This is a genomic window from Leisingera aquaemixtae (assembly GCF_006740765.1).
Classification (GTDB): domain Bacteria; phylum Pseudomonadota; class Alphaproteobacteria; order Rhodobacterales; family Rhodobacteraceae; genus Leisingera; species Leisingera aquaemixtae.
The window spans coordinates 16,373-37,215 of record NZ_CP041158.1 but is presented as its reverse complement, the minus strand read 5'-3'; the positions used below and the strand labels follow the sequence as shown (position 1 = coordinate 37,215).

Sequence of the window (20,843 nt, the reverse complement as noted above, 5' to 3'; positions counted from 1 at the left end):
GTCATACGGCGGCCTGAGGCCTGCCCTGCGGGCCGCGCCCGGTCACTCCGCACTCAGCGCGGCCTCAACCAGCCCGGCCACCTGACCGGCATCGCCGCCGCAGGCGATCCGGGTCCAGCCGGCCGGGTCGGCGGCGCGCTTCAGCTGCGCGCGCAGCACCTCCGCGTCGGCATCCGAGGCATCACCCGTGCGGGCAGCAATCCGCTGTTCCAGCACCGCCGGGTCGCCCTGCAGCCAGATCCCGTCGAACGGCACCCGCAGCCGGGCGGCCAGCGCCTCTGCCCGGTCCCGGACCCCTGCCTCCAAAAAGGTCGCGTCCAGAATGACGCTGTGCCCGGCGCGCAGCGCCTGCTCCGCCAGATCCAGCAGCCGGGCATAGACCCTGGCGGTCACCTCCGGGCCATAGCCCGCGGCGGGCAGCCGCTCCAGCGGCGCGGCGCCCAGGAGCGCCTTGCGCTCCACGTCGCTGCGCAGATGCACCGCGCCGGGCGCCGGCCGCAGCAGCGGCGCGACGCGCGCGGCAACCGTGGTCTTGCCGGTGCCCGACAGCCCGCCAACCGCCACCAGCCGCGGCGGCGCGGCGGCAAGGCACTCCGCCGCCAGCTCCAGATAGCTGCGGGCCTCCCCGGCAGCCTCTTCGGAGCCGCTGCCGGCCATCCCCTGCACCGTGACCATCGCCCGGATCGCTGCCCGAATGCTCATGAACAATGGCAGCGCCGCCAGCCCGCCGAAATCCCCCGCCGCCCGCAGATAGCTGTTCAGCGCCGCATTCGCCTGCGCCGCCGCGCCCCGGTGCAGCAGATCCATCAGCAGAAAGGCAAAATCATAAAACACGTCGCAGGTGCCCAAGCGCTCATCAAACTCCAGCGCGTCAAAGGGCACCACCCTGCCGCCGATCAGCACCAGGTTCCGCAGGTGCAGATCGCCGTGGCAGCGCCGCACCAGCCCCGCCCCGGCCCGTTGCGACAGCAACGGCGCTGCCGCTGCAAAGGCCCGCCCGGCGGTCTCGATGAAGGCGTCCGCCCGGCCGCGGCCCAGCACCTCCTCCATGCCGCCAAGCGCCTCCCGCAGCTCCTCCACGATTTCCCCGATCAGGGCGTCCCCGCCGGCGCCGCGCCGCGCCGCCTCCGCGTGATAGGCGGCCACCGCGGTGCCCAGCCGTCCGGCCAGATCAACCGTCAGCCCGCCGCGATCGGCAATATGGCTCAGCTCCGCCTCCCGCGGGAACCGGCGCATCCGCAGGACGTATTCGACCGGCTCGCCCGCACCGTCCAGCGCCAGCTGCCCCGACGCCTCCCGCGTGACCGCGATCACCCGGTCATAGATCTCGGGCGCTGCCGGGGCATTCAGCGCCAGCTCACGCTCCAGCACCGCCTTGCGCGCCGCCAGCGAGGAAAAATCCAGATAGCTGTAGCGCACCGCCCGCTTGATCTTGAACGCCAGCCCGCCGGTCAGGAACACATGCGCGGAATGGGTTGTGATCACCTCGACGGGGGCATCCGCCCCGTGCGCCGACGGGTCGCTGAGAAAAGCCACCACCTCTGCCTGCTGGGTTTCGTCCGGTTGCATCGCCTTACCCCCCAAACACCCTACCAGTCCCGCCGCCCTGCCGCTTTGAGCAAGGTCAAGCCGCGCCGCCGGCAGCCCTTCCAGGCCCCGGCAGCCGCTGTTTGCGTGGACAGCCTGCGCTGTCAGCCTAGACTTAAAAGCGGCACCACAACCGCAGGAGTGCCGCAATGCCGCACGTTCCTGACCAGCAGGGCACAGCGACCAGCCTGGCCGCAATCCCCTTCACCCGGTATCTCACCGCGCAGGGGACGGTGCAGGGCGTCCTGCCGGAATTCGCCAGACAGCGGACAGAGCTGACCGCGCTATATGCCGGGATGCTGCGCACCCGCCTGTTCGACAAGAAGGCCGTCGCCCTGCAGCGCACCGGGCGGCTGGGCACCTTTGCGTCCTCGCTGGGGCAGGAGGCCGCCGCCGTGGGCACCGCCGCCGCGATGCGGCCCGAGGATGTGCTGCTGCCCTCCTTCCGCGAACAGGGGGCGCAATTCTGGCGCGGCGTGCGGATGGAGGAATCGCTGCTCTACTGGGGCGGCGATGAGCGCGGCTCGGATTTCGCCGGCCCGCGGCAGGACTTCCCGGTCTGCGTGCCGGTCAGCACTCAGTACCCTCAGGCCGTTGGCGTGGCGCTGGCCTTCCAGCTCAGGGGCGAGGCGCGCTGCTCGGTGGCGGTCGGCGGCGACGGCTCGACCTCGCGCGGGGATTTCCACGAGGCGCTGAACATGGCCGGCGTGTGGACCCTGCCGGCGGTATTTGTGATCAACAACAACCAATGGGCCATTTCGGTACCGCTCAGCAGCCAGACCGCGGCCCCGACCCTGGCGCAAAAGGCGGTTGCCGCCGGGCTGCCGTCGGAACAGGCCGACGGCTGCGACGTGATCGCGGTGCGGGACGCGGTGGACCGGGCGCTGGCGCGCGCCCGCAGCGGCGGCGGCGCCAGCGTGATCGAATGCATCTCCTACCGGCTGGCAGATCACACCACCGCCGACGATGCGGCGCGCTACCGCGATGACGCCGAGGTCAGCAAGCACTGGGCGGCGGAACCGCTGCGCCGCCTGCGCAAGCATCTGCAGGACGCGCACGGCTGGACCCGGCAGGAGGAGGAAGCGCTGAAGGCCGAGATCGGCGCAGAGGTGGAGGCCGCCGCCGAGGCCTATCTGGCGGTGCCGCCGCAGCCGGACACGGCGGTTGCGGATTACCTCTATGCCGGGCTGCCGGACACCAGGGCGCCGCAGCGCGCGCAACCGGCGGAGGCCCGCGATGACTGAGATGACCCTGGTCGAAGCGGTGCGTGCCGCCCTCGCCCGCGCGATGGAGGACGACCCCGCCGTGCTGCTCCTGGGGGAGGACATCGGCCCCGATGGCGGTGTCTTCCGCGCCACCGAGGGCCTGTGGCAGCGGTTCGGGCGGGACCGGGTGCGCGACACGCCCTTGTCCGAGGCGGGCCTTGCCGGGGCGGCAGTGGGGCTGGCGGTGCAGGGCTTCCGCCCGGTCGCGGAAATCCAGTTCCAGGGCTTCATCCACCCGGCCCTGGACCAGATCGCCAATCACGCGGCGCGGATGCGCAACCGCACCCGCGGCCGGCTGACCTGCCCGCTGGTGCTGCGCGCGCCCTTCGGCGCCGGCGTCCACGCGCCGGAGCATCACTCCGAAAGCATCGAGGCGCTGTTTGCCCATATCCCGGGGCTGAAGGTGGTGATCCCCTCCTCGCCCGCGCAGGCCTATGGCCTGCTGCTGTCCGCCATCCGCGACCCGGACCCGGTGGTGTTCTTCGAGCCCAAGCGCCTCTACCGCGCCAGCCGCCAGGAGGTGGCGGAGGACGGTGCCGGGCTGCCCCTCGGCCGGGCCAGCCTGCTGCGGCAGGGCCGCGACCTGACCATCGTGACCTGGGGCGCTTCGGTCAAGGAATGCCAGGAGGCGGCGCAGGATCTGGCGGAGGGCGGCATATCGGCGGAAATCCTCGATCTGGCAACGCTGAAACCCTATGACGCGCCCGCGGTACTGGCCTCTGTCCGCAAGACCGGCCGCTGCGTGATCGTGCACGAGGCCCCGCGCACCGGCGGCTTTGGCGCCGAGATTGCCGCCTGCATCGCCGAGGAGGCTCTGGAGGCGCTGCTGGCACCGGTCCGCCGGGTTGCCGCGCCGGACATCATTCCGCCGCTGGCCCGGCTCGAACACCTGTACCTGCCCGGCGCCGCCCAAATCACCGCCGCCGCCCGAGAGGTGATGTCATGGCATTGAAACGCTTTGTCCTGCCCGATCTGGGCGAAGGGCTGGAGGAGGCCGAACTGCTGGAATGGCACGCAGCGCCCGGCGACCGGGTGGTGGCAGAGCAGCCGCTGGTCTCGGTGGAAACCGACAAGGCGGTGGTGGAGATCCCGGCACCCTGGCCGGGGACGCTGGTCAAGCAGTTCGTGGAGCCCGGCAGCCTGATCCAAGTCGGCGCGCCGCTGGCGGATTTCGACACCGGCGCAAGGCCGGACCGCGGCGCGGTTGTCGGCGATCTGGACGCGGCAGCCGCGCCCCCGTCCCAGTCCCCGTCCGAAACCCAAGCCGAAGCGCAGGCCGAACCCCAGTCCGCGCCCGCACCGGCAGGCCCGGCAGGCCGCGTGCGCCCGCCGCCGCCGCGGGCCATGCCGGCCGCGCGGGCGCTGGCTTCCCGGCACGGGCTGGCCCTGTCCGCGGTTGCAGGCAGCGGTCCCGGCGGCACCATCACCCGCGCCGATGTCGAGGCGCTGATCCCCCCGGAGGAAGGCGAAATCCTGTCCGAGCAGCGCCGGGCGATGGCGCGCCGGATGGCAGAGGCCGGGGCGCAGGTGGTGCCCGCCACGCTGCACGACCAGGCGGCGGTCACCGCATGGACCACCCCCGGCGTGCTGCTGCGGCTGGTGCGGGCGGCGGCCGCGGCGGCAGCAGCGGAACCGGCGCTGAACGCCTGGTATGACGCCGGAACCCAGATCCGCGAGCTGCACCGCACGGTCGACCTCGGGATCGCCGTGGACACCGCTGCAGGGCTTTATGTGCCGGTGCTGCGCGATGCTGGCCAGACCGACACCGCCGCCCTGCAGCGCGAGGTGCAGCGGCTGACCGGCGCCGCGCGCCAGCGGCGGCTGCAGGCCGCGGATCAGGCGGGGGCGACGCTGACCCTGTCCAATTTCGGCCCGCTCGGCGGCCGCCATGCCACCCTGGTGGTGCGGCCGCCGCAGGTGGCGATCCTGGGGGCGGGGCGGATCTTCGACGCCGCCGCCTGGGGGGCGAAGGGGCCGGAGCGGCAGCGGGTGCTGCCCTTGTCGCTCACCTTCGACCACCGCGCCGTCACCGGCGGCGAGGCGGCGCGGTTCCTGGCCGCCGCAATTGCCGATCTGGAACGCCCGGACTGACGGCAGGCGCCGGATGCGGGGCACCGAGGAGGGGGAACGGAAAACGGGGGGAGACGATGACAGAACGCTTTGCCTATGCGGATGATCTGGGGCCTGAGCAGCTGATTGAGCTGACCGACCCGCACAGCGGCCTGCGCGCGATCGTGGTGGTGGACAACACCGCCGCAGGCCCGGCCATCGGCGGCTGCCGGATGGCGCCGGACGTGACCGCCCGCGAATGCGTCCGGCTGGCCCGGGCGATGACGCTCAAGAACGCCGCCGCGGGCCTGCCGCACGGCGGCGGCAAGTCGGTGATCGCCGCGGACCCCAAGATGCCCGCGGCAGAGAAGGAGCGGCTGATCCGCGCCTTCGCCCGCGCCATCCGCACCACCGGCAGCTATATCCCCGGCCCCGACATGGGCACCGATGAAACCGCCATGGCCTGGATCCGCGACGAAGGCGCCCGCTCCGTTGGCCTGCCGCGCGAACTGGGCGGCATCCCGCTGGACGAAACCGGCGCCACCGCGCATGGCCTTCTTGCGGCGGCCCGCGCGGCAGAGGCGGCCGGCATCCTCTCCCTCAAGGGCGCCCGCGTCGCCATCCAGGGCTATGGCGCAGTGGGGCGCTGGTGCGCGCACCGGTTTGCGGCCGCCGGGGCAAGGATCGTTGCGGTCTCGGATTCGCGCGGCGCTGCCCTGCTGCCGGACGGGCTCGACCCCGCCCGCCTCGACGCCGTGAAGGCCGGCGGCGAAAGCGTGGCCGCCTATCCGGGGGCCGCGGCGGCGGACAGCGGCGCCGTCATCACGGCGGATTGCGATATCCTGGTGCCCGCCGCGCGCCCGGACGTCATCCGCAAGGGCAATGCGGACGCCATCCGCGCCCGCCTGGTGCTGGAGGGGGCCAACATTCCCGCCACCGAAGAGGCCGAACAGCGCCTTCACGCGCGCGGGATCACCGTGGTGCCGGATTTCATCGCCAACGCCGGCGGCGTGATCTGCGCCGCGATGGAGCTGCGCGGCCTGTCCGAAAGCGCCGCCTTTGAAACAATCTCCAGCCGCGTCTTTGCCAACACGGCAGAGGTGCTGGCGCTGGCGGCGCAGGACGGCACCCTGCCGCGCGCCGCCGCGCTGGCGCTGGCCCGCCGCCGGATCAGCAGGGCGATGGGCTTCCGCAGGCGGTAAGGCGCCGCCCGCCCGTGCCCCGGACTTATCTGGATCAAGGCGCGCGCCCTTCTCCCGGGATAGACTCCGGCTGACCCCAGCGGAGGCCCTTCAAATGTCCAGCACCGATGCCCCCCACAGCCCAAGGCCAGGCTCACAGCCCGGGCCCTGGCCGTCTTTGGCGTGACCTTCTCTTTCGCCGCCATCCTGCTCAGCGGCGGGATCCTGCTGTTTGCGCCCAAGGGCAGGATTTCCAGCACCACCGGCTGGGAGGCGCTGGGACTGGACAGGCAGGGCTGGGGCGATCTGCATATCGTCCTGGCGGCGCTGTTTGCAGGGTTCTCCCTATGGCACGCGGCACTGCATCTGCCGGTGTTCAAATCCCTGCTGACGGGCAGCAAAACGGCGCCGCAGGGCCACCGCACGGAAGCGCTGATCGCGCTTGCGGCGGTTCTGGCGCTGGCGGTGCTGACGCTTCTCCAGCTGCCGCCGGCCAGCTGGCTGCTCGACCTGAACGGATACTTCAAGCATGTGTTCTGGGCCCGCTGAGCCTGCCGGCCGGCCCGCCGCGCCGGGTTGATCAGGATCATGGCATCCCGGTGCAGACGTGATCTACTGATACAGGCGGCGCGCCTGCCCGCCTGCCGCGTCCCAGCGTCCGGAGGCCCGCAATGCAACGCAGAACAGTGCTGTTTACACTCGGTAAAGACACCCCCGAAGCGGCAGTAGCCGCCGCCGCCGAGGCGGCCCGGGACGAGCAGGCCTATCTGGCCTGCCTGCTGCTGGATAAGCTGCCTGGCCGCCCCTATTTCATCCTCGGCACCAGTGCCTTTGCCTCGGCGGCGATGCCCGAAGATTGGATCGACCGCCTCAACGCGGCCCGCACCGCCGCGCAATCGCGGGCTGCCGCGATGGCGGAGATGCTGTCGCGCTGCGGCTGCGCGGGCGATGCGCAATACGCGGTCTGCACCGGCGCCGATATGCGGCTGCACGCGGCGCGCCGCGCCAAGACCTGCGATATCGTGCAGATGGCAGAGGGGCTGCGGCACGACGGCGAGGTGTTCCGCGAAGCGCTGCACGGCGCGCTGTTCCAATCGCCCGCGCCGGTGATCCTGAACGGCAGCCCGTTTGCATCCTATGAGCGCGTCTTTCTGGCCTGGAACAGCAGCCTGGCCGCCTCCCGGGCGGCCCATGCCGCCCTGCCCTATCTGCGCAAGGCGAGCGAGGTCATCATCGGCTGTTTCGATCCCGACATCACCGAACAGCGCGACGGCGAGGATCCAGGCACCGATGCCGCGGCCTGGCTCAGCCACCACGGCTGCACCGTCACCGTCTCGCAGTATCCCGACAGCGGGGCCGAGATCGGACGCTTCATCCTGGCCCGCGCCAAGGAGGCCGGGGCCGGCCTCGCCGTCATGGGCGCCTACGGCCACTCCCGCCTGCGCGAGGCCGTGTTCGGCGGCACCACCAGAACCATGATCGAACAGACGGAGCTGCCGGTTCTGCTGGCGCATTAGACCGCTGTCAGGCGGCCGCCGGTACCGGGCGGCCGCGGCGGGTTCTGAGGTAGAGCAGCGTCTTGAGGATCTCGGGCACCAGCAGGATGGGCAGCACCAGGAGGCCGATCAGCATCCATTCGCCGCTGCCCAGCGGCGCCGTGTGCAGCAGCGCCTGCAACGGCGGCCAGTACACCGCAGTCACCTGCGCCCCGATGGTCACCGCCAGCGCGGCCAGCAGGAACGGGTTGCTGAAAAAGCCGATCCGCCAGCACGGCAGATGCAGCGAGCGGAAGGCAAAGACGCTGGCCTTCTCGAAGATCACCATGGCAGTAAAGGCGGCGGTGCGGGCCAGATCCTCGTTGCCGTCCAGCAGATGCAGGAACAGCCACAGGCTGGCCAGCCCGGTATAAAGCCCCAGCGCCAGAATGGTCGCAATGCCGGCCCGGCCCAGTATCGGCGTGTCCTTCCTGCGCGGCGGGTGCTCCATCTGGTCCGGCTCGCCCTTCTCCAGCCCCAGCGCCACCGCCGTCACCCCGTCGGTGACCAGGTTCATCCACAGAATCTGGGTCGCAAGGAAAATCAGCGGCCCGCCGATCAGGATGTTGATCAAAAGCGCAATCACCTCACCGGCGTTCGAGGACAGCAGATAGCGCACGAACTTGCGCACATTGGTGAACTGCCGCCGCCCCTCGCCTATGGCCCGCACGATGGTGGCGAAGTTGTCATCCAGCAGCACCAGGTCAGAGGCATCCTTGGCCACATCGGTCCCCCGCACCCCCATCGAGACGCCAATGTCGGCCTTCTTGAGCGCCGGCGCGTCATTGACGCCATCGCCTGTCATCGCCACGATCTGATGCTGCTCCTGCAGCGCCGACACGATCCGCATCTTGTGGGCGGGCCGGGTGCGGGCAAACAGCACCTCTTCCTGCAGAAGCTGGCTCAGCTCCCCCTCGTCCAGGGTTTCCAGCTCCGCTCCGGTGACCGTCCGGGCGGCAGGCAGGCCCAGCTGGCCCGCAATCGCCTGCGCGGTCAGCGGGCTGTCGCCGGTGATCATGATCACCCGGATGCCGGCAGAGCGGGCGGCACTGATCGCGGGCCGCACCTCGGGCCGCGGCGGGTCGATCAGGCCGGCCAGCCCCAGAAAGGTCATGTCCTCTTCGGCGATGGTCCCGCCTTCGGCCGCGCCCGCGGCCAGGCCGATCACCCGCAGCCCCTCCCCTGCCATCGCCTCATAGGCGGCGGTGATGGCGGCCGCCTCCTCCGCGCCCAAGCCGCGCGGGCCGTCCTGGGTCATCACCTGGCTGCAGATGCTCAGCACCTGCTCCGGCGCGCCTTTGGTCAGGACCTTCGCCGCGCCGCCGCGGCGCACCAGCACGCTCATCCGCTTGCGCTCGCTGCTGAACGGGATCTCCGCCAGCACCGTGTCCGGCGGCGGCGGATCCGCCCAGCCCTTGTAGCCGAGGGTGACCAGCGCCCCCTCGGTCGGGGCGCCGGTCATCTCCCAGTGACCGCCTTCGCGGTGCAGGCTGGCATGGGTGCAGGTCAGCCCGGCCTCCAGCAGCGCCGCCAGAACGGCATCGTCCCGGGCGCCAATGACCGCCCCCTCAAAGGCGATATGGCCCGCCGGATCATAGCCGGTTCCAGTCACCTGATAGCTGCGGTCCAGGGTCCAGACCCGGGTTACGGTCATCTTGTTTTCAGTCAGCGTGCCGGTCTTGTCGGTGCAAATGACCGAGGCCGCCCCCAGCGTCTCCACCGCCTGCAGGCGGCGCGCCAGCGCCTGCTGGCGTACCATCGCCGCCGCCCCCAGCGCCAGGGTGATGGTGACCACCGCGGGCAGCCCCTCGGGCACCATCGCCACCGACAGCGACAGGCCGGTCATGAACATCTCCGCCACGCCGCGCCCCATATAGAGCCCAAGGCCCAGGATGGCGGCGGCAATGGCCAGCGCGGCAAACCCCAGCTGCCGCGCCAGGCGGCCCAGCTGCACCTGCAGGCTGGTCTTCTTGAGCCCCACCGATCCGGTCAGCGTGGCGATCTGGCCAAAGGCGGTCTGCGCGCCGGTCGCCGTGACCTCGGCCAGCGCCCGCCCGGCCGCCACCACAGTCCCGGCATAGACCGCGGCGGCCTCGCCGTTTGGGGCCTTATCGATGGGAACGGATTCGCCGGTCAGGGCGCTTTCATCCACCCGCAGCCCGGCGGCCTCCTGCACTGCGGCATCGGCCGGGATCCGGGCGCCGGCCTCCAGAATGACAAGATCGCCGGGCACCAGCTCGCGCGCCGCAATCAGCCGCTCGCGCCCGTCGCGCAGAACCAGCGCCTGCGGCGACAGCATGCTGCGCAGGCTTTCCAGCGCGGTCTCCGCCCGCCATTCCTGCACGAACCCCAGCACCCCGTTCAGCGCAATCACCAGCCCGATCGCCAGCGTGTCGGCATATTCGCCCAGGGTAAAGGCGATGATCCCGGCCACGATCAGGATCACCACCAGGAAATTGCTGAACTGGCGCAGGAACACCACCAGCGGCCCGGCCCGCTTGGGCCTTGGCAGCTCATTCCAGCCATGGGTTTTGCGGGCGGCCTCCGCCTGCTGCTGTGTCAGCCCGGTCAGGGCCGGGCCGCTGCCCTGCTGTTGCGTCTCTGCCATGTGCTCTGCTCTCTGGCTCCGGTCACCGGCTGCTGATTTCAGCTTCCCCTGCCAACCGCCGCTGTCAACTGCCACGTCACGCTACAGAGTTTGCCGCGCCTTTGGCCATGCGGCGTTTGATGCCCGCCCGCCGGCGGGCTGTCACACCGCGGCCAGCAGCCGGGGCAGCCGCTGATCGAACCCGCGCTTCACCGAGGCCGCCAGGGCTTCGGGAAATCCCTCCGGCATCTCCGCCAGTGCCGCGGCAAAGGCCGCCTCCCCCTGCGCGGCGATCTGACCGAAGACCTCTGCGATCTGCGCGCGGGAAAAGCCCGCCGCCAGCCCGGTCTCGGCAAAATGCCGCCCGGCGATGTCCGCCACCCGGTAATGCCGGTTTTTGCCCGCCCGCATCGCCAGCTTCATATCCTTGGCCTGCAGCTGCCCGGCCTCCAGCGAGGGCTGCACCGTCAGCACATCGTAGAGCGGCGTCATGGTAAACCGCCCGCCCGGCATCAGCGCAATGCTGAAGTTCTTGGCATGGCCGTCGGTCGCCCCGATCAGCCAGAACAGCACCGCCGCCTTGAAAAAATGCGCGCGGTCGCGCAGCGGCTCGTCGCTGCCCTGCAGCAGGGCGCAGATCTCGGCGATGCCGGGGCCGCCCTCGTTCTGGTACTTGCGCGCGGGCGGCACCGACAGCGCCTGGCAGCAGTCCTCCTGCGGCAGCCGCAGCAGCCGCCCGTCGCGCGTCCGCAGCCGGTCAAAGCGTTCGATCACCAGCGCCTTAGTGCCCGCAAACTCCGCAATCTCGGTCCGCGCCACCGGCAGGCCGAACCCCGCCATCAGCCGCAGGCAAAAATGCTCGTTCTCCACACTGTCCGTCAGGTCCATGCCATTGGGCAGGGTGCCGATCGCCGGTTTCAGAATATGCGTGGTCGGCGTCGTGCCGGCCGGCTCGATCCATTGGCCGTCCTGAAACAGCAGCGCGGTCTTTTCCTGCGCGCCCGCCACCGAGATCCGGAAATCCCGCTCCCGCCGGATGCCCAGCGGCGTCTGCCTCAGATCCTTCAGCAGCGCCGCAATCTCACCGTCGCTCAGCGGCGCGCCCGTCAGGGTGCCGCTGTCCTGCGGCAGCTCGCCTTCCGGCAGGAACTGCAGCGCCCCCACGCAGTCCCGCCCGATCCGCGCCAGCAGGCTGTAGGCGTCCAGCCCGTCCGCCCCGACCCGTTCAGCCACCCGGCGGCGGATGCCATCATTGTCGGGCAGCAGGTTGTCGAACACCGCAATCACCGGCGGCCCCGCATACCGGTCCGGGCGCAGCGGCAACGAGCGCGAGACCGGCAGCGCGTTTTCCCACGCCAGCCACTCCGGCGCATAGGTAAAGGCAAACGCCCCGTCCGGCGCGCGGAAGAACTGCCCTGTCTTGCGCCCGTTCATGTAAACATCCAGCGGCGTATAGGTGCGCTTGCGCCCCATCAGAAGATATCCTCCAGATCGCCCGGCTTCATCTTGCTGCGCGGCAAGATATGAAGCTCCAGGTCAAGCGCCGCCAGCAGGTCAAACACCGTCTCCAGCTTGGCGCCGCTGCTGCTGGTCTCGATATTGGACACCGTGCGCTGCCAGACGCCTGCGCGCGCCGCCAGTTCGCCCTGGGTCAGCCCCTGCGCCTTGCGCGCATTGCGCAGCACGGTGCCGATATCCTTGGGGGTGCGGGCAATCTGATCCATGGTGAGGCTCCTTTCCCGCAAATATGATCATTGGATCATAAAACGTCAATATGCGCTGCGGATCATAAACTGAAAATATATCGCCAAGATCATAAACCCAAAGAATGATCTCCGGATCATATCATCCGGCGGAGCTCCCGCCCGCAGGACCCGCCTGCCGCACCCGCCGGAACCAAACTCCGGCCCGCCGCGTTGATCCGCCATGATAAAAACGCTGCTGCGGTTCCTGGTTCCCTTGCTTCTGATCGCTGCGCCGCTGGCGGCGCAGGACAAGACCGGGTGCGACAGCAGCCGCTGGTATTGCGTCCCCGGCCTGAACACCGGCCTGCCGCAGCCCTCCACGCTGATCAGCCGCGAGACCCCCCGCGCCACCATCGAGAGCCTGATCGCCGCCGCCCGCGAAGACGCCTGGGCCGAGGCGGCGCATCTGATTGACCTGTCCGGCATTCCCGCCGAGCAGCAGCTGGCCGCCGGCACCAGGCTGGCGCGGCAGCTGGAAACCGTGATCAGCCGCAAGACGGTGATCGACTGGGATATCATCCTCGACCGGCCCGACGCGCTGGACGCGCGCGCCTCCTCCGATCAGGCCATGGCCGGGGAGCCGCGCAAGTCGCTGCTGCTGTGGACGCTGGAGCTGGACCACCGCCCGGTGGCGATCCGCCTGAACCGTCTCAAGCCGGAAAACGGCCCCGCCGTCTGGGTGTTCTCCCGCCAGACCGCCGGCAACATCCCGGCCCTGTTCGCCCGCTTCGGGCCGGGCCGGTTTGAAAAGATGCTGCCGGAGGCGCTCAAGGAAGACGCCGCCTTCGGCTTCAAATGGTGGGAGGTTCTCGGCCTGCCATTGCTGCTTGCGCTCTCGGTAGGCGCCGGCTGGCTGGTGTGGAAGGGCACCGGCTGGGCCGCCCGCAAGTCCTCGCATCAGGTTGTCACCGACACCCTGCTGTCCGTCCGCGGCCCCGCCAGTATCGGCAGCGCAACGCTGGTGGCCCTGGCGATCGGCTCCTACGCCTTTGTGTTTTCCGGCCAGATCAGCACCATCCTGCCGCCGCTCGCCTGGCTCGGTCTGGCCGGCTCGGGCCTATGGCTTGCCATCAACAGCGTCGAGGCGGTTCTGGACCGGCTCACCTCCTTTGACGAAACCGACCTGACCCAGCGCCAGGAGGATCACAAGCGCACCATGGCCACCCGGCTGGCCGCCGCCCGCCGCGCCTTTGTGGTCGCCGCGGTGCTGATCGGCGGCGGTATTTTCCTGAGCCAAAGCAACATCTTCCAGAACCTCGGCTTTACCATTCTGGGCACCGCCGGCGCGCTGACCCTGATTCTGGGCTTCGCCGCCCGCCGGGTGCTCGGCAATATCATCGCCTCGCTTCAGATCGCGCTCAATCAGTCCGCCAAGATCGGCGACCGGATCGTCTATAACGACTACCTCTGCCACGTGGAGCGGATCAATTTCACCTACGTGCAGCTGCGCGACTGGGACGGCACCCGCCTCATCGTGCCGGTGGAGGAGTTTATCTCCACCCCGTTTGAGAACTGGACGATGAAAGAGCCGAAGATGCTGCGCATCATCAAGCTGAAATGCGCCCACAACGCCGATGTGGACGCGCTGCGCGAGGCGTTTGACGATATCGTCAGCCAGCTGGACAAGGACGAGCTGGGCGATCCCGATGATGCCAAGGTCCGGGTGGCCGGGCAGGATGTGTTCGGCAAGGACGTCTGGTTCGCCCTGCCCTGCGCCGATCCAAACACCTCCTGGGATGCCGCCTGCAAGGCCCGCGAGATGATCATTGCGGCTGGCAACCGGATTGCCGAGGAACGCGGCATCGACATCTTCCCCGAGGTCCGCCCGGCCGAGGCCGCCTAAGCCCCCTGCCCCGCCAGCCCTGCCAGACCGCCCTGAGCTGCCGGGCGCGCCAGCCCGGCACGCTCCCGCGCCGCCGCCAGGTCGCCGCGCAGCAGCCCGCGCAGGCGGGCCTGGGCGGCGGGGTCCGGCGTGCGCAGGATATGCGCCGGATGCAGTGTCAGCAGCACCGGCACCCCCTGGCGGCCACTCTCCACCGTGCCGCGCCGCGCCATCAGCTGCTCGCCGCGACCGGTCAGCGCCAGCGCCGCTGTGGCGCCCATCGCCACGATCAGCCGCGGCTGCACCAGTTTGACTTCGGCATCCAGCCACCATTGGCAGCGCTGCACCTCGCCCGCATCCGGGCGCTGATGCAGGCGGCGGCGGCCCTGGGGGCGGAACTTGAAATGCTTCACCGCATTGGTCAGATGCACCGCCTCCCGCGCCACTCCGGCCTCGGCGGCAACCGCATCCAGCAGCTGCCCGGCAGGACCGACGAAGGGCCGCCCGGTCAGATCCTCGCGGTCGCCCGGCTGCTCCCCCACCAGCATCAGCGCGGCATCCTGCGGGCCTTCGCCCGGCACCGCCTGGGTGGCCGCGCAATGCAGCGGGCAGCGGGTGCAGCCCGCCAGCGCCGCTGCCAGACCGTCCTGCGGCCCGGCCCAATGCTCCGCTGCGGCCTGTTCTGCCGCCGCCTGCACCCGCGCGGTGCTGGCGGGCGGCAGCGTCGGCGCCGCCTCCGCCATCGCCCGCGCCCGGGCAGGCGCGGTGGCGATCAGCTCCGGTATTGCCGCCGCCTCCGGCATGTTGCGCCAGTATTTCTTCGGCATCTCCGACTGCATCGCCTTCACCTTCAGCCGCGCCGGGTTGAAGATGTTGCGGAAATAGGTCAGCCACAGCCCCTCGCTCGCATCCTCCGGCAGGCCGGGCTTGGGCGCGCCCGGCTCAAACCGCAGCACGCCGCCCTCGAACACCGCGCAGACATCCGGCGTCAGGATGCGCCAGTCCATGTCCCCGAACCGGCGGGCAAAGAACGGCGCCGTCGGCTCGACCGTGCGGTGCTCCGGCTCGAACCAGGCGGCAAAGCTGCGCCGCGCCGCCTCCGGGCTGCCGGTTTCTCGGAACCGGACAAAGGCCTTCATCTTGTGCTGGCAGCGGTGCACCGACTTTTCCATCCGCCGCAGATGCGCCAGCTGCACATCGCCGCGGTCGCTCATCAGCTGCGGCGCGTCCCTCAGCCGCCACAAGAACGCATACAGCCGGTCAAACCGCGCCGGATCCGAATGCCAGGAGACGCTTTCCGCCAGACTCACGAAACTGCGCGGCACCGCAACGGGCCGCGCAGGCGCGGGCGGCTGTGCAGCGGTGTCAAACAGCCCCGCATCAGCCTCTTCACCGCAGTGCCAGCGCAAATCCTCGGGCGGCACCCCGGCGCTCAGATAGCCGCGCGCGGCGTCCCGCCAGGCGGCCGCGGTGCCGATGGGCGGCAGGCGCACCACCTGCATCAGAACAGGCTCAGCTGCTCGGGCGGCGGCGCAAACCGCGCCCGCAGATCCGCGGTGTCCGCCAGCGCCCCGGGGGTCCAGCCGACGGCGGTGATGAACGGGCGCGCCTTCTTCAGCAGCGCCCCCATCCGCTGCAGATCCTCATAGCGCAGGGCGCGGTGCCGCCGGGTGCTCAGGATCCGGTTCACGGTCCTCACCCCGAACCCCGGCACCCGCAGCAGCTCCTCGCGGCTGGCCCGGTTCACATCCAGCGGAAACAGCCCCCGGTGCGCCAGCGCCCAGGCCAGCTTGGGGTCGATCTCCAGATCCAGGTTGCCGTCCGGCGCCGCACTGGTGATCTCTTCCAGGCCAAAACCGTAAAACCGCAGCAGCCAGTCCGCCTGATACAGCCGGTGCTCGCGCACCAGCGGCGGGCTGACCAGCGGCAGCCGGGCCGAGGCATCGGGGATCGGCGAAAACGCCGAATAATAAACCCTGCGCAGCCCGTAGCTGCCATACAGCCGGGTGGACTGCCCCAGGATCACCGCATCGCTGGAGCCATCGGCCCCCACAATCACCTGCGTCGATTGCCCGGCAGGCGCAAACCGCGGCGGCCGCTTGCCGGTGTGGCTGCGCTCCTTGGCGGCCTCGCCGCGCAGCCGCACATCGGCCATTGCCTTGCGGATCTGCTCCGGCTTCTTCTCCGGCGCGTGCTGGCGCACCGAGGCATCGGTCGGCAGCTCCACGTTGATCGACAGCCGGTCCGCCAGCCGCCCGGCCTCCGCGATCAGCTCCGGCGCCGCGTCGGGGATCGTCTTCAGATGGATATAGCCGCGGAAGTTCTCCTCCTCCCGCAGCTTGCGCGCGATCTGCACCATGTCCGACATCGTCGCATCGGGCGAGCGGATGATGCCCGACGACAGGAACAGCCCCTCGATATAGTTGCGCCGGTAGAACTCCACCGTCAGCTTGACCACCTCATCCGGGGTGAACCGCGCCCGCGGCACGTTCGACGACACCCGGTTGATGCAATAGGCGCAGTCATAGATGCAGAAATTGGTCATCAGGATCTTCAGCAGGCTGATGCAGCGCCCGTCCGGCGCATAGGCATGGCAGATCCCCGCGCCGGTGTTCGACCCCAGCCCCTTGCCATCGCGCGAGTCGCGCTTGCTGGACCCTGAGGAGGCGCAGGAGGCGTCGTATTTGGCCGCATCGCTCAGAATCGCGAGCTTGTCTTGAACATTCATCTTGGACATATGTTCCTATAATGTTCTCTCTTCCGGATTGGCAAGCCCGCCCCCCTGCCCTGCCCGGAAATCCGCCGGAAACCGATGCCGGCGCCGCACAGCCGGGGCCGCCGCGGGGAACCATTGCCGCCGCCCCGCGTTGAGTCTGTGCCGCCTGCGCGGCTGCCAAACCGTCCCGCGGCAGCCCGGCGGCCGGCCAGTCACAAGGAGGATCCCATGACCAAGCAGCAGCCCAAACACGATGTGATCGAAGGTCTGAAGGGGTCGGAACAGCACCACCCGCTGAAGAACCGGCCCGGCGAAAAAGGCGACCCGGACCATACCGATCCGAAGTCCGAAACGTCCGAATCCAGCGACAAGGACAAAGACGAGGACTAACTCCGCCGCCCTGCGCGGCACCGTTTCCAGCCCTGGGCGCCGCCGCAAACCCGGTTCGCGGCCCGGCGCCCGGCCCCTGCCGCGTGATCCCCTGAACCTGCCAACTATAGAAAACGCTTGCACGAATCCCGTTCTTTGGCCAATAGTCACGGAAAAGAGGCGGTAAACGCCAATTTCCGTGAACACGCCAGACGGCAAAGACACGGGTAAAAGGCAGAGCGGCGCAGATGGCAGGCACAAGGGCAGATGGATCATACATACACACCTGAGGATCTCAATGCGGTGATCCGCCAGCATTCCGAATGGATTGCGGCCCAGCTGCACGCGCAGCGCGAAAGCCTGTTCCCCCCGAACGCTTCCAAGACCATGCGCAAATTCACCTCGGGCGAGGCCGCGGCCCTGCTCGGGGTCAATGATTCCTACCTGCGCAAGCTGCATCTGGACGGCAAAGGCCCCTCGCCCGAGCTGACCGCCGGCAACCGCCGCCAGTACTCCGCCGAGGACATCCAGGATCTGCGCCATCTGCTGGAGAAAACCGCCCGCAAGCCCGGCGACTACCTGCCCGGGCGCCGCGATGGCGACCACATGCAGATCATCGGCGTGATGAACTTCAAAGGCGGCTCCGGCAAGACCACCACCTCCGCCCATCTCGCACAGCGCCTCGCGCTGAAGGGCTACCGGGTGCTCGCCATCGACCTCGACCCGCAGGCGTCCCTGACCGCGCTGCACGGCGTCCAGCCGGAATTCGACCTCAAGGACGGCGGCACGCTATACGATGCCATCCGCTATGACGACCCGGCGCCGATCGCCTCTGTGATCCGCAAGACCTATATCCCGAACCTCGACCTGATCCCGGGCAACCTCGAACTGATGGAGTTCGAGCACGACACCCCCCGCGCCCTCGCGCAGGGCAGCGCCGGATTGTTCTTCTTCCGGGTGAAAGAGGCTCTGGCACAGGTCGATACCGACTATGACGTGGTGGTGATCGACTGCCCGCCGCAGCTCGGCTTCCTCACCATGTCCGCGCTGTCCGCCGCCACCGGCGTTCTGGTCACGATCCACCCGGAGATGCTCGACGTGATGTCGATGTCGCAGTTCCTGCGCATGACCGCCGACCTGATGGACGTGATCGCCCAATCCGGCGCCGACATGAGCCACGACTGGATGCGCTACCTGCTCACCCGCTACGAGCCGTCGGACGCGCCGCAGAACCGCATCGTCGCCTTCCTGCGCACCATGTACGGCGACAAGGTGCTGAACGCGCCGATGCTGAAATCCACCGCGATTTCCGACGCGGGCCTCACGAAACAGACCCTGTACGAGGTCGAACGTAGCGCCTTCACCCGTTCCACCTATGACCGCGCGGTCGAAAGCCTGAACGCGGTCAACGACGAAATCAGCCAGCTCATTCAGGAAACCTGGGGGCGCTCATGACCAGCAGCAAGAAATCCCGCCTTTCGATGCTCGACAGCCTGGCCGCTGCCGGGGCGCCGATGGCCGCCCCTGCCCCGGCGGCCTCCATGATGTCCAGCAACCGCGCCCTGCGCTCCGCCCGCGACGCGGTGGATTCGCACCGGGTCTGGGATCTGGAACCGCATCAGATCGAGGACACGCGGATTAACGACCGGCTCGACCCGGCCGACGTGATCGACCTGCGCGACGCGATTGAGGCAAACGGCCAGACCGTGCCGATCCTGGTGCGCCGCCACCCCACCGAGGCCGACCGCTATCTTCTGGTCTACGGCCGCCGCCGGCTGGAGGCGATCCGCGCCTCCGACAAGGTTACCAAGGTCCGCGCCCTGGTCGCCAGCCTCGACGATGACGCCGCCGTGCGCGCCCAGATTTCCGAAAACATGGCCCGGCGCGACCTCTCCTTCATCGAAAAGGCACTGTTCGCGCAGGAGCTGGTCGAAAACGGCTTCGGCAACCAGTCGCAGGTCGCCGAGGTGCTGACCGTCACCAAATCCTCCGTCTCCATGGCCATCGCCATTGCCGAAGCCATCGGCCCCGGTCTGATCCGCGCCATCGGCCCGGCCCAGGGCATCGGCCGCCCCCGCTGGGACGCGCTGGCCAAGGCGATTGAGGAAACCGGCGCCGACCGCGGCGCGCTGATCCGCCTTGCCGAGAAGGAATACACCCGCTTTGCCGTGGACGCGGTGACCGAAGGCTCGGACGCCGCGCCCGGCGACCCGTCTGTGATGGCGTTTGAGGCGGTGTTCAGGGCCGTGGCCCCAGCCCCGGCCCCCGCCGCCAAACCGGCTGCAAAGAAGGCCCGGACGCTCACCCAGCCGCTGACCGTCGATGGCCGCCGCAGCGCCACCCTGCGCCGCACCGCCAAGGGCCTCAGCCTGGAACTTCCCGGCGGCGGCTTTGCCGACTGGCTGGAAGCCGAGGCGCAGAACGTCATAGAAGAGCTTCACGCGCGCTGGCAGTCGCGCGGCGAAGAATAATAGATAACAATAACTTAGGAGGCACAGAGCAGGCAAAAAAGAAGGCCCCGCAAAGACGACGCTCCACGAGACCAACTTGTTTCTAGCACCTTCAAGTTAGTGGCCGGAGCCGATAACCGCAAGTCCAAAGCGATTCGCGGGCCGCTGTTTTTTTGTCTTTCGTGATGATGACATGGGATATATGCCCCTCACGCCTTTCGGGCGAACGGTGGATGCTGTCCTGCTGAAACACCAGCAGGCCGCCGCTGACGGTTCCTCTATGCTCAGCGCCGTCAGCAAATGGGACGCGCTGCGCGACCTTGCCGCCGCACGGAAATCCTACGGCCTCAGCGACCGCGACCTCTCGGTGCTGCAGGCGCTGCTCGGCTTCCTGCCCGGCAAGGAGATCAGTCCGCAGCCCGGCGTGACCGTGGTGCATCCATCGAACCGCGCGATCTGCGAGCGGCTGAACGGCATGCCCAACTCCACCATGCGCCGCCACATGGCCAAGCTGGTGGATGCGGGCATCCTGATCCGCCGCGACAGCCCCAACGGCAAACGCTACGTGCGCCGCTACCAGGGGGAGCGCGTGGCCTATGGTTTCGACCTCTCCCCCCTCGCCTTCCGCTTTGCCGAGTTCTCGGACGCGGCGGCGGCGCAGCGCGCTGAGGAGGCCCGCATAAAGGAGCTGCGCGAAACCGTCAGCCTGATGCGCCGCGACCTCCTGAACCTCGCCCTCTGCGGCGCTGCGGACCGGCCTGAGCTGACCGTCTGGGACCAGTTCCACGACCTCGCCCATCTGACCGCCCGCGACCTCCGCCGCAAGCTCGGCGCGGACGATCTGGAAGCCCTGCAAGCCCGTCTTGCAGCCGCCCTGGCTGAGACGAAACACCTGTTAGAGCCTGCCTTTGCAGAAAAATCGGGCACCAGTGACACCCAAATTGAGCACCACTATCAGAATTCAAAGAAAGACTCATTTGAATCTGAACAGACCGTTACAGCAGCGCCCGCTGCGGCTACGGAATCGAAAGACGAAACCGGGTATGCTGAGAACCCCGCAGCAGAAAGGCCCGTGCACAGTGAAACCCCGCCTCAGCCGCCTGAGGCCCCTGCCCCCAGCGGCCCAAGCCTCCCGCTCCGCCTGATCCTCTCCGCCTGCGGCGAGATCCGCGGTTACGCCGATGGCGCCATCCGCCACTGGGGAGACCTCCTGCGCGCCGCCGATACCGTGCGCCCGATGATGGGGATTTCCGCCACGGTTTGGGAAGACGCTAAAACCGCCATGGGCACGGCAGAAGCCGCAACCGTGGTCGCCGCCATGCTGGAGCGGTTTTCAGAGATCCGCTCGCCCAGCGGCTATCTCCGGCACCTCAGCGCCAAGGCGGTGTCGGGACGCTTCACCAGCGCGCCCATGGTCCTGGCCCTCACCCGCCGCGGGGCTGTCGCATAGTTCACAGCTGTGAACTCCCCGCCGCGGCCCCGGGCGCTATGATCCGGATCAACCCGCCGCCGCCTCCGCCATGGCACACTGCGGACG

At 69.2% G+C, this 20,843-nt stretch carries 17 protein-coding genes; 11 read left to right on the top strand and 6 right to left on the bottom strand.

Translation table 11 applies throughout. The annotated features are described in order from the left end of the window. Positions 1–42: 42 nt before the first annotated feature. Entirely contained in the window at positions 43–1,569 is a 1,527-nt protein-coding gene (locus R2C4_RS01715) for a bifunctional aminoglycoside phosphotransferase/ATP-binding protein (RefSeq protein ID WP_141889331.1), read from the bottom strand. A 167-nt stretch (positions 1,570–1,736) separates the two neighbouring features. Here R2C4_RS01715 and pdhA point away from each other — a divergent pair, with 167 nt between their 5' ends. The 6 genes from pdhA (at position 1,737) to R2C4_RS01685 (ending at position 7,599) form a co-directional block, all read left to right on the top strand. Further along, a complete protein-coding gene (pdhA, locus tag R2C4_RS01710) occupies positions 1,737–2,831 on the top strand; it encodes a pyruvate dehydrogenase (acetyl-transferring) E1 component subunit alpha (RefSeq protein WP_141889330.1) in 1,095 nt (364 codons plus the stop codon). Beyond that, positions 2,824–3,804 carry an alpha-ketoacid dehydrogenase subunit beta gene (locus R2C4_RS01705; protein ID WP_141889329.1) on the top strand — a complete coding sequence of 327 codons (981 nt, stop codon included), beginning with the start codon at positions 2,824–2,826 and terminating at the stop codon, positions 3,802–3,804. Before pdhA ends, R2C4_RS01705 begins: the two co-directional genes overlap by 8 nt. Continuing rightward, positions 3,795–4,943 (top strand): dihydrolipoamide acetyltransferase family protein, encoded by a 1,149-nt coding sequence (locus R2C4_RS01700; RefSeq protein ID WP_333869631.1) that lies wholly within the window; start codon positions 3,795–3,797, stop codon positions 4,941–4,943. Before R2C4_RS01705 ends, R2C4_RS01700 begins: the two co-directional genes overlap by 10 nt. Before the next feature lie 56 nt (positions 4,944–4,999). Then, positions 5,000–6,103: a Glu/Leu/Phe/Val family dehydrogenase gene (locus R2C4_RS01695; protein ID WP_141889328.1), complete on the top strand. Its 1,104-nt coding sequence runs from the start codon at positions 5,000–5,002 to the stop codon at positions 6,101–6,103. 162 nt (positions 6,104–6,265) lie between these two features. After that, positions 6,266–6,631, top strand: a complete 366-nt coding sequence (locus R2C4_RS01690; protein WP_167510224.1) for a DUF4405 domain-containing protein — start codon at positions 6,266–6,268, stop codon at positions 6,629–6,631. Positions 6,632–6,753: 122 nt separating this feature from the next. Next, positions 6,754–7,599 (top strand): universal stress protein, encoded by an 846-nt coding sequence (locus R2C4_RS01685; protein ID WP_141889326.1) that lies wholly within the window; start codon positions 6,754–6,756, stop codon positions 7,597–7,599. Between the two features lie 7 nt (positions 7,600–7,606). Here R2C4_RS01685 and R2C4_RS01680 read toward each other — a convergent pair whose 3' ends face one another. The 3 genes from R2C4_RS01680 to R2C4_RS01670 form a co-directional block, all read right to left on the bottom strand. Continuing rightward, positions 7,607–10,225 (bottom strand): cation-translocating P-type ATPase, encoded by a 2,619-nt coding sequence (locus tag R2C4_RS01680; RefSeq protein WP_141889325.1) that lies wholly within the window; start codon positions 10,223–10,225, stop codon positions 7,607–7,609. A gap of 141 nt (positions 10,226–10,366) precedes the next feature. Then, on the bottom strand, positions 10,367–11,677 hold the full coding sequence (locus tag R2C4_RS01675; protein WP_141889324.1) for a type II toxin-antitoxin system HipA family toxin: 1,311 nt from the start codon (positions 11,675–11,677) through the stop codon (positions 10,367–10,369). Next, positions 11,677–11,928 (bottom strand): helix-turn-helix domain-containing protein, encoded by a 252-nt coding sequence (locus R2C4_RS01670; RefSeq protein ID WP_141889323.1) that lies wholly within the window; start codon positions 11,926–11,928, stop codon positions 11,677–11,679. Before R2C4_RS01670 ends, R2C4_RS01675 begins: the two co-directional genes overlap by 1 nt. 202 nt (positions 11,929–12,130) lie before the next feature. Between R2C4_RS01670 and R2C4_RS01665 the strand changes: the two genes are divergently transcribed. Next, entirely contained in the window at positions 12,131–13,792 is a 1,662-nt protein-coding gene (locus tag R2C4_RS01665) for a mechanosensitive ion channel family protein (RefSeq protein WP_208764488.1), read from the top strand. Here R2C4_RS01665 and R2C4_RS01660 read toward each other — a convergent pair. Both R2C4_RS01660 and R2C4_RS01655 read right to left on the bottom strand, forming a co-directional pair. Next, a complete protein-coding gene (locus tag R2C4_RS01660) occupies positions 13,789–15,273 on the bottom strand; it encodes a UdgX family uracil-DNA binding protein (RefSeq protein ID WP_141889322.1) in 1,485 nt (494 codons plus the stop codon). The two genes, R2C4_RS01665 and R2C4_RS01660, sit on opposite strands and share 4 nt — an antisense overlap. Continuing rightward, positions 15,273–16,499, bottom strand: coding sequence for a putative DNA modification/repair radical SAM protein (locus tag R2C4_RS01655; protein WP_420870754.1), 1,227 nt, complete (start codon positions 16,497–16,499; stop codon positions 15,273–15,275). The genes R2C4_RS01660 and R2C4_RS01655 overlap by 1 nt, the downstream gene beginning before the upstream one ends. 216 nt (positions 16,500–16,715) lie before the next feature. On the opposite strand from R2C4_RS01655, the gene R2C4_RS21155 reads away from it, so the two are divergent. From R2C4_RS21155 to repC, 4 genes are all read left to right on the top strand, one after another. Next, the gene (locus tag R2C4_RS21155) at positions 16,716–16,877 is read left to right on the top strand and encodes a hypothetical protein (protein WP_158509245.1); all 162 of its coding nucleotides are present in this window, start codon (positions 16,716–16,718) and stop codon (positions 16,875–16,877) included. Positions 16,878–17,123: 246 nt separating this feature from the next. Further along, complete coding sequence (repA, locus tag R2C4_RS01650) at positions 17,124–18,311, top strand: plasmid partitioning protein RepA (RefSeq protein WP_141889320.1); 1,188 nt, start codon at positions 17,124–17,126, stop codon at positions 18,309–18,311. Then, positions 18,308–19,327, top strand: a complete 1,020-nt coding sequence (gene repB, locus R2C4_RS01645) for a plasmid partitioning protein RepB (protein ID WP_141889319.1) — start codon at positions 18,308–18,310, stop codon at positions 19,325–19,327. Before repA ends, repB begins: the two co-directional genes overlap by 4 nt. 181 nt (positions 19,328–19,508) lie before the next feature. Continuing rightward, positions 19,509–20,756 (top strand): plasmid replication protein RepC, encoded by a 1,248-nt coding sequence (repC, locus tag R2C4_RS01640; RefSeq protein ID WP_244940717.1) that lies wholly within the window; start codon positions 19,509–19,511, stop codon positions 20,754–20,756. The last annotated feature ends 87 nt before the right edge of the window (positions 20,757–20,843 follow it).

Coding starts and splice junctions, on each gene's coding strand:
- R2C4_RS01715 (WP_141889331.1), bottom strand. CDS start 1,569: ATGCAACCGGACGAAACCCAGCAGGCAGAGGTGGTGGCTTTTCTCAGC.
- pdhA (WP_141889330.1), top strand. CDS start 1,737: ATGCCGCACGTTCCTGACCAGCAGGGCACAGCGACCAGCCTGGCCGCA.
- R2C4_RS01705 (WP_141889329.1), top strand. CDS start 2,824: ATGACTGAGATGACCCTGGTCGAAGCGGTGCGTGCCGCCCTCGCCCGC.
- R2C4_RS01700 (WP_333869631.1), top strand. CDS start 3,795: ATGGCATTGAAACGCTTTGTCCTGCCCGATCTGGGCGAAGGGCTGGAG.
- R2C4_RS01695 (WP_141889328.1), top strand. CDS start 5,000: ATGACAGAACGCTTTGCCTATGCGGATGATCTGGGGCCTGAGCAGCTG.
- R2C4_RS01685 (WP_141889326.1), top strand. CDS start 6,754: ATGCAACGCAGAACAGTGCTGTTTACACTCGGTAAAGACACCCCCGAA.
- R2C4_RS01680 (WP_141889325.1), bottom strand. CDS start 10,225: ATGGCAGAGACGCAACAGCAGGGCAGCGGCCCGGCCCTGACCGGGCTG.
- R2C4_RS01675 (WP_141889324.1), bottom strand. CDS start 11,677: ATGGGGCGCAAGCGCACCTATACGCCGCTGGATGTTTACATGAACGGG.
- R2C4_RS01670 (WP_141889323.1), bottom strand. CDS start 11,928: ATGGATCAGATTGCCCGCACCCCCAAGGATATCGGCACCGTGCTGCGC.
- R2C4_RS01665 (WP_208764488.1), top strand. CDS start 12,131: ATGATAAAAACGCTGCTGCGGTTCCTGGTTCCCTTGCTTCTGATCGCT.
- R2C4_RS01660 (WP_141889322.1), bottom strand. CDS start 15,273: ATGCAGGTGGTGCGCCTGCCGCCCATCGGCACCGCGGCCGCCTGGCGG.
- R2C4_RS01655 (WP_420870754.1), bottom strand. CDS start 16,499: ATGAATGTTCAAGACAAGCTCGCGATTCTGAGCGATGCGGCCAAATAC.
- R2C4_RS21155 (WP_158509245.1), top strand. CDS start 16,716: ATGACCAAGCAGCAGCCCAAACACGATGTGATCGAAGGTCTGAAGGGG.
- repA (WP_141889320.1), top strand. CDS start 17,124: ATGGATCATACATACACACCTGAGGATCTCAATGCGGTGATCCGCCAG.
- repB (WP_141889319.1), top strand. CDS start 18,308: ATGACCAGCAGCAAGAAATCCCGCCTTTCGATGCTCGACAGCCTGGCC.
- repC (WP_244940717.1), top strand. CDS start 19,509: ATGCCCCTCACGCCTTTCGGGCGAACGGTGGATGCTGTCCTGCTGAAA.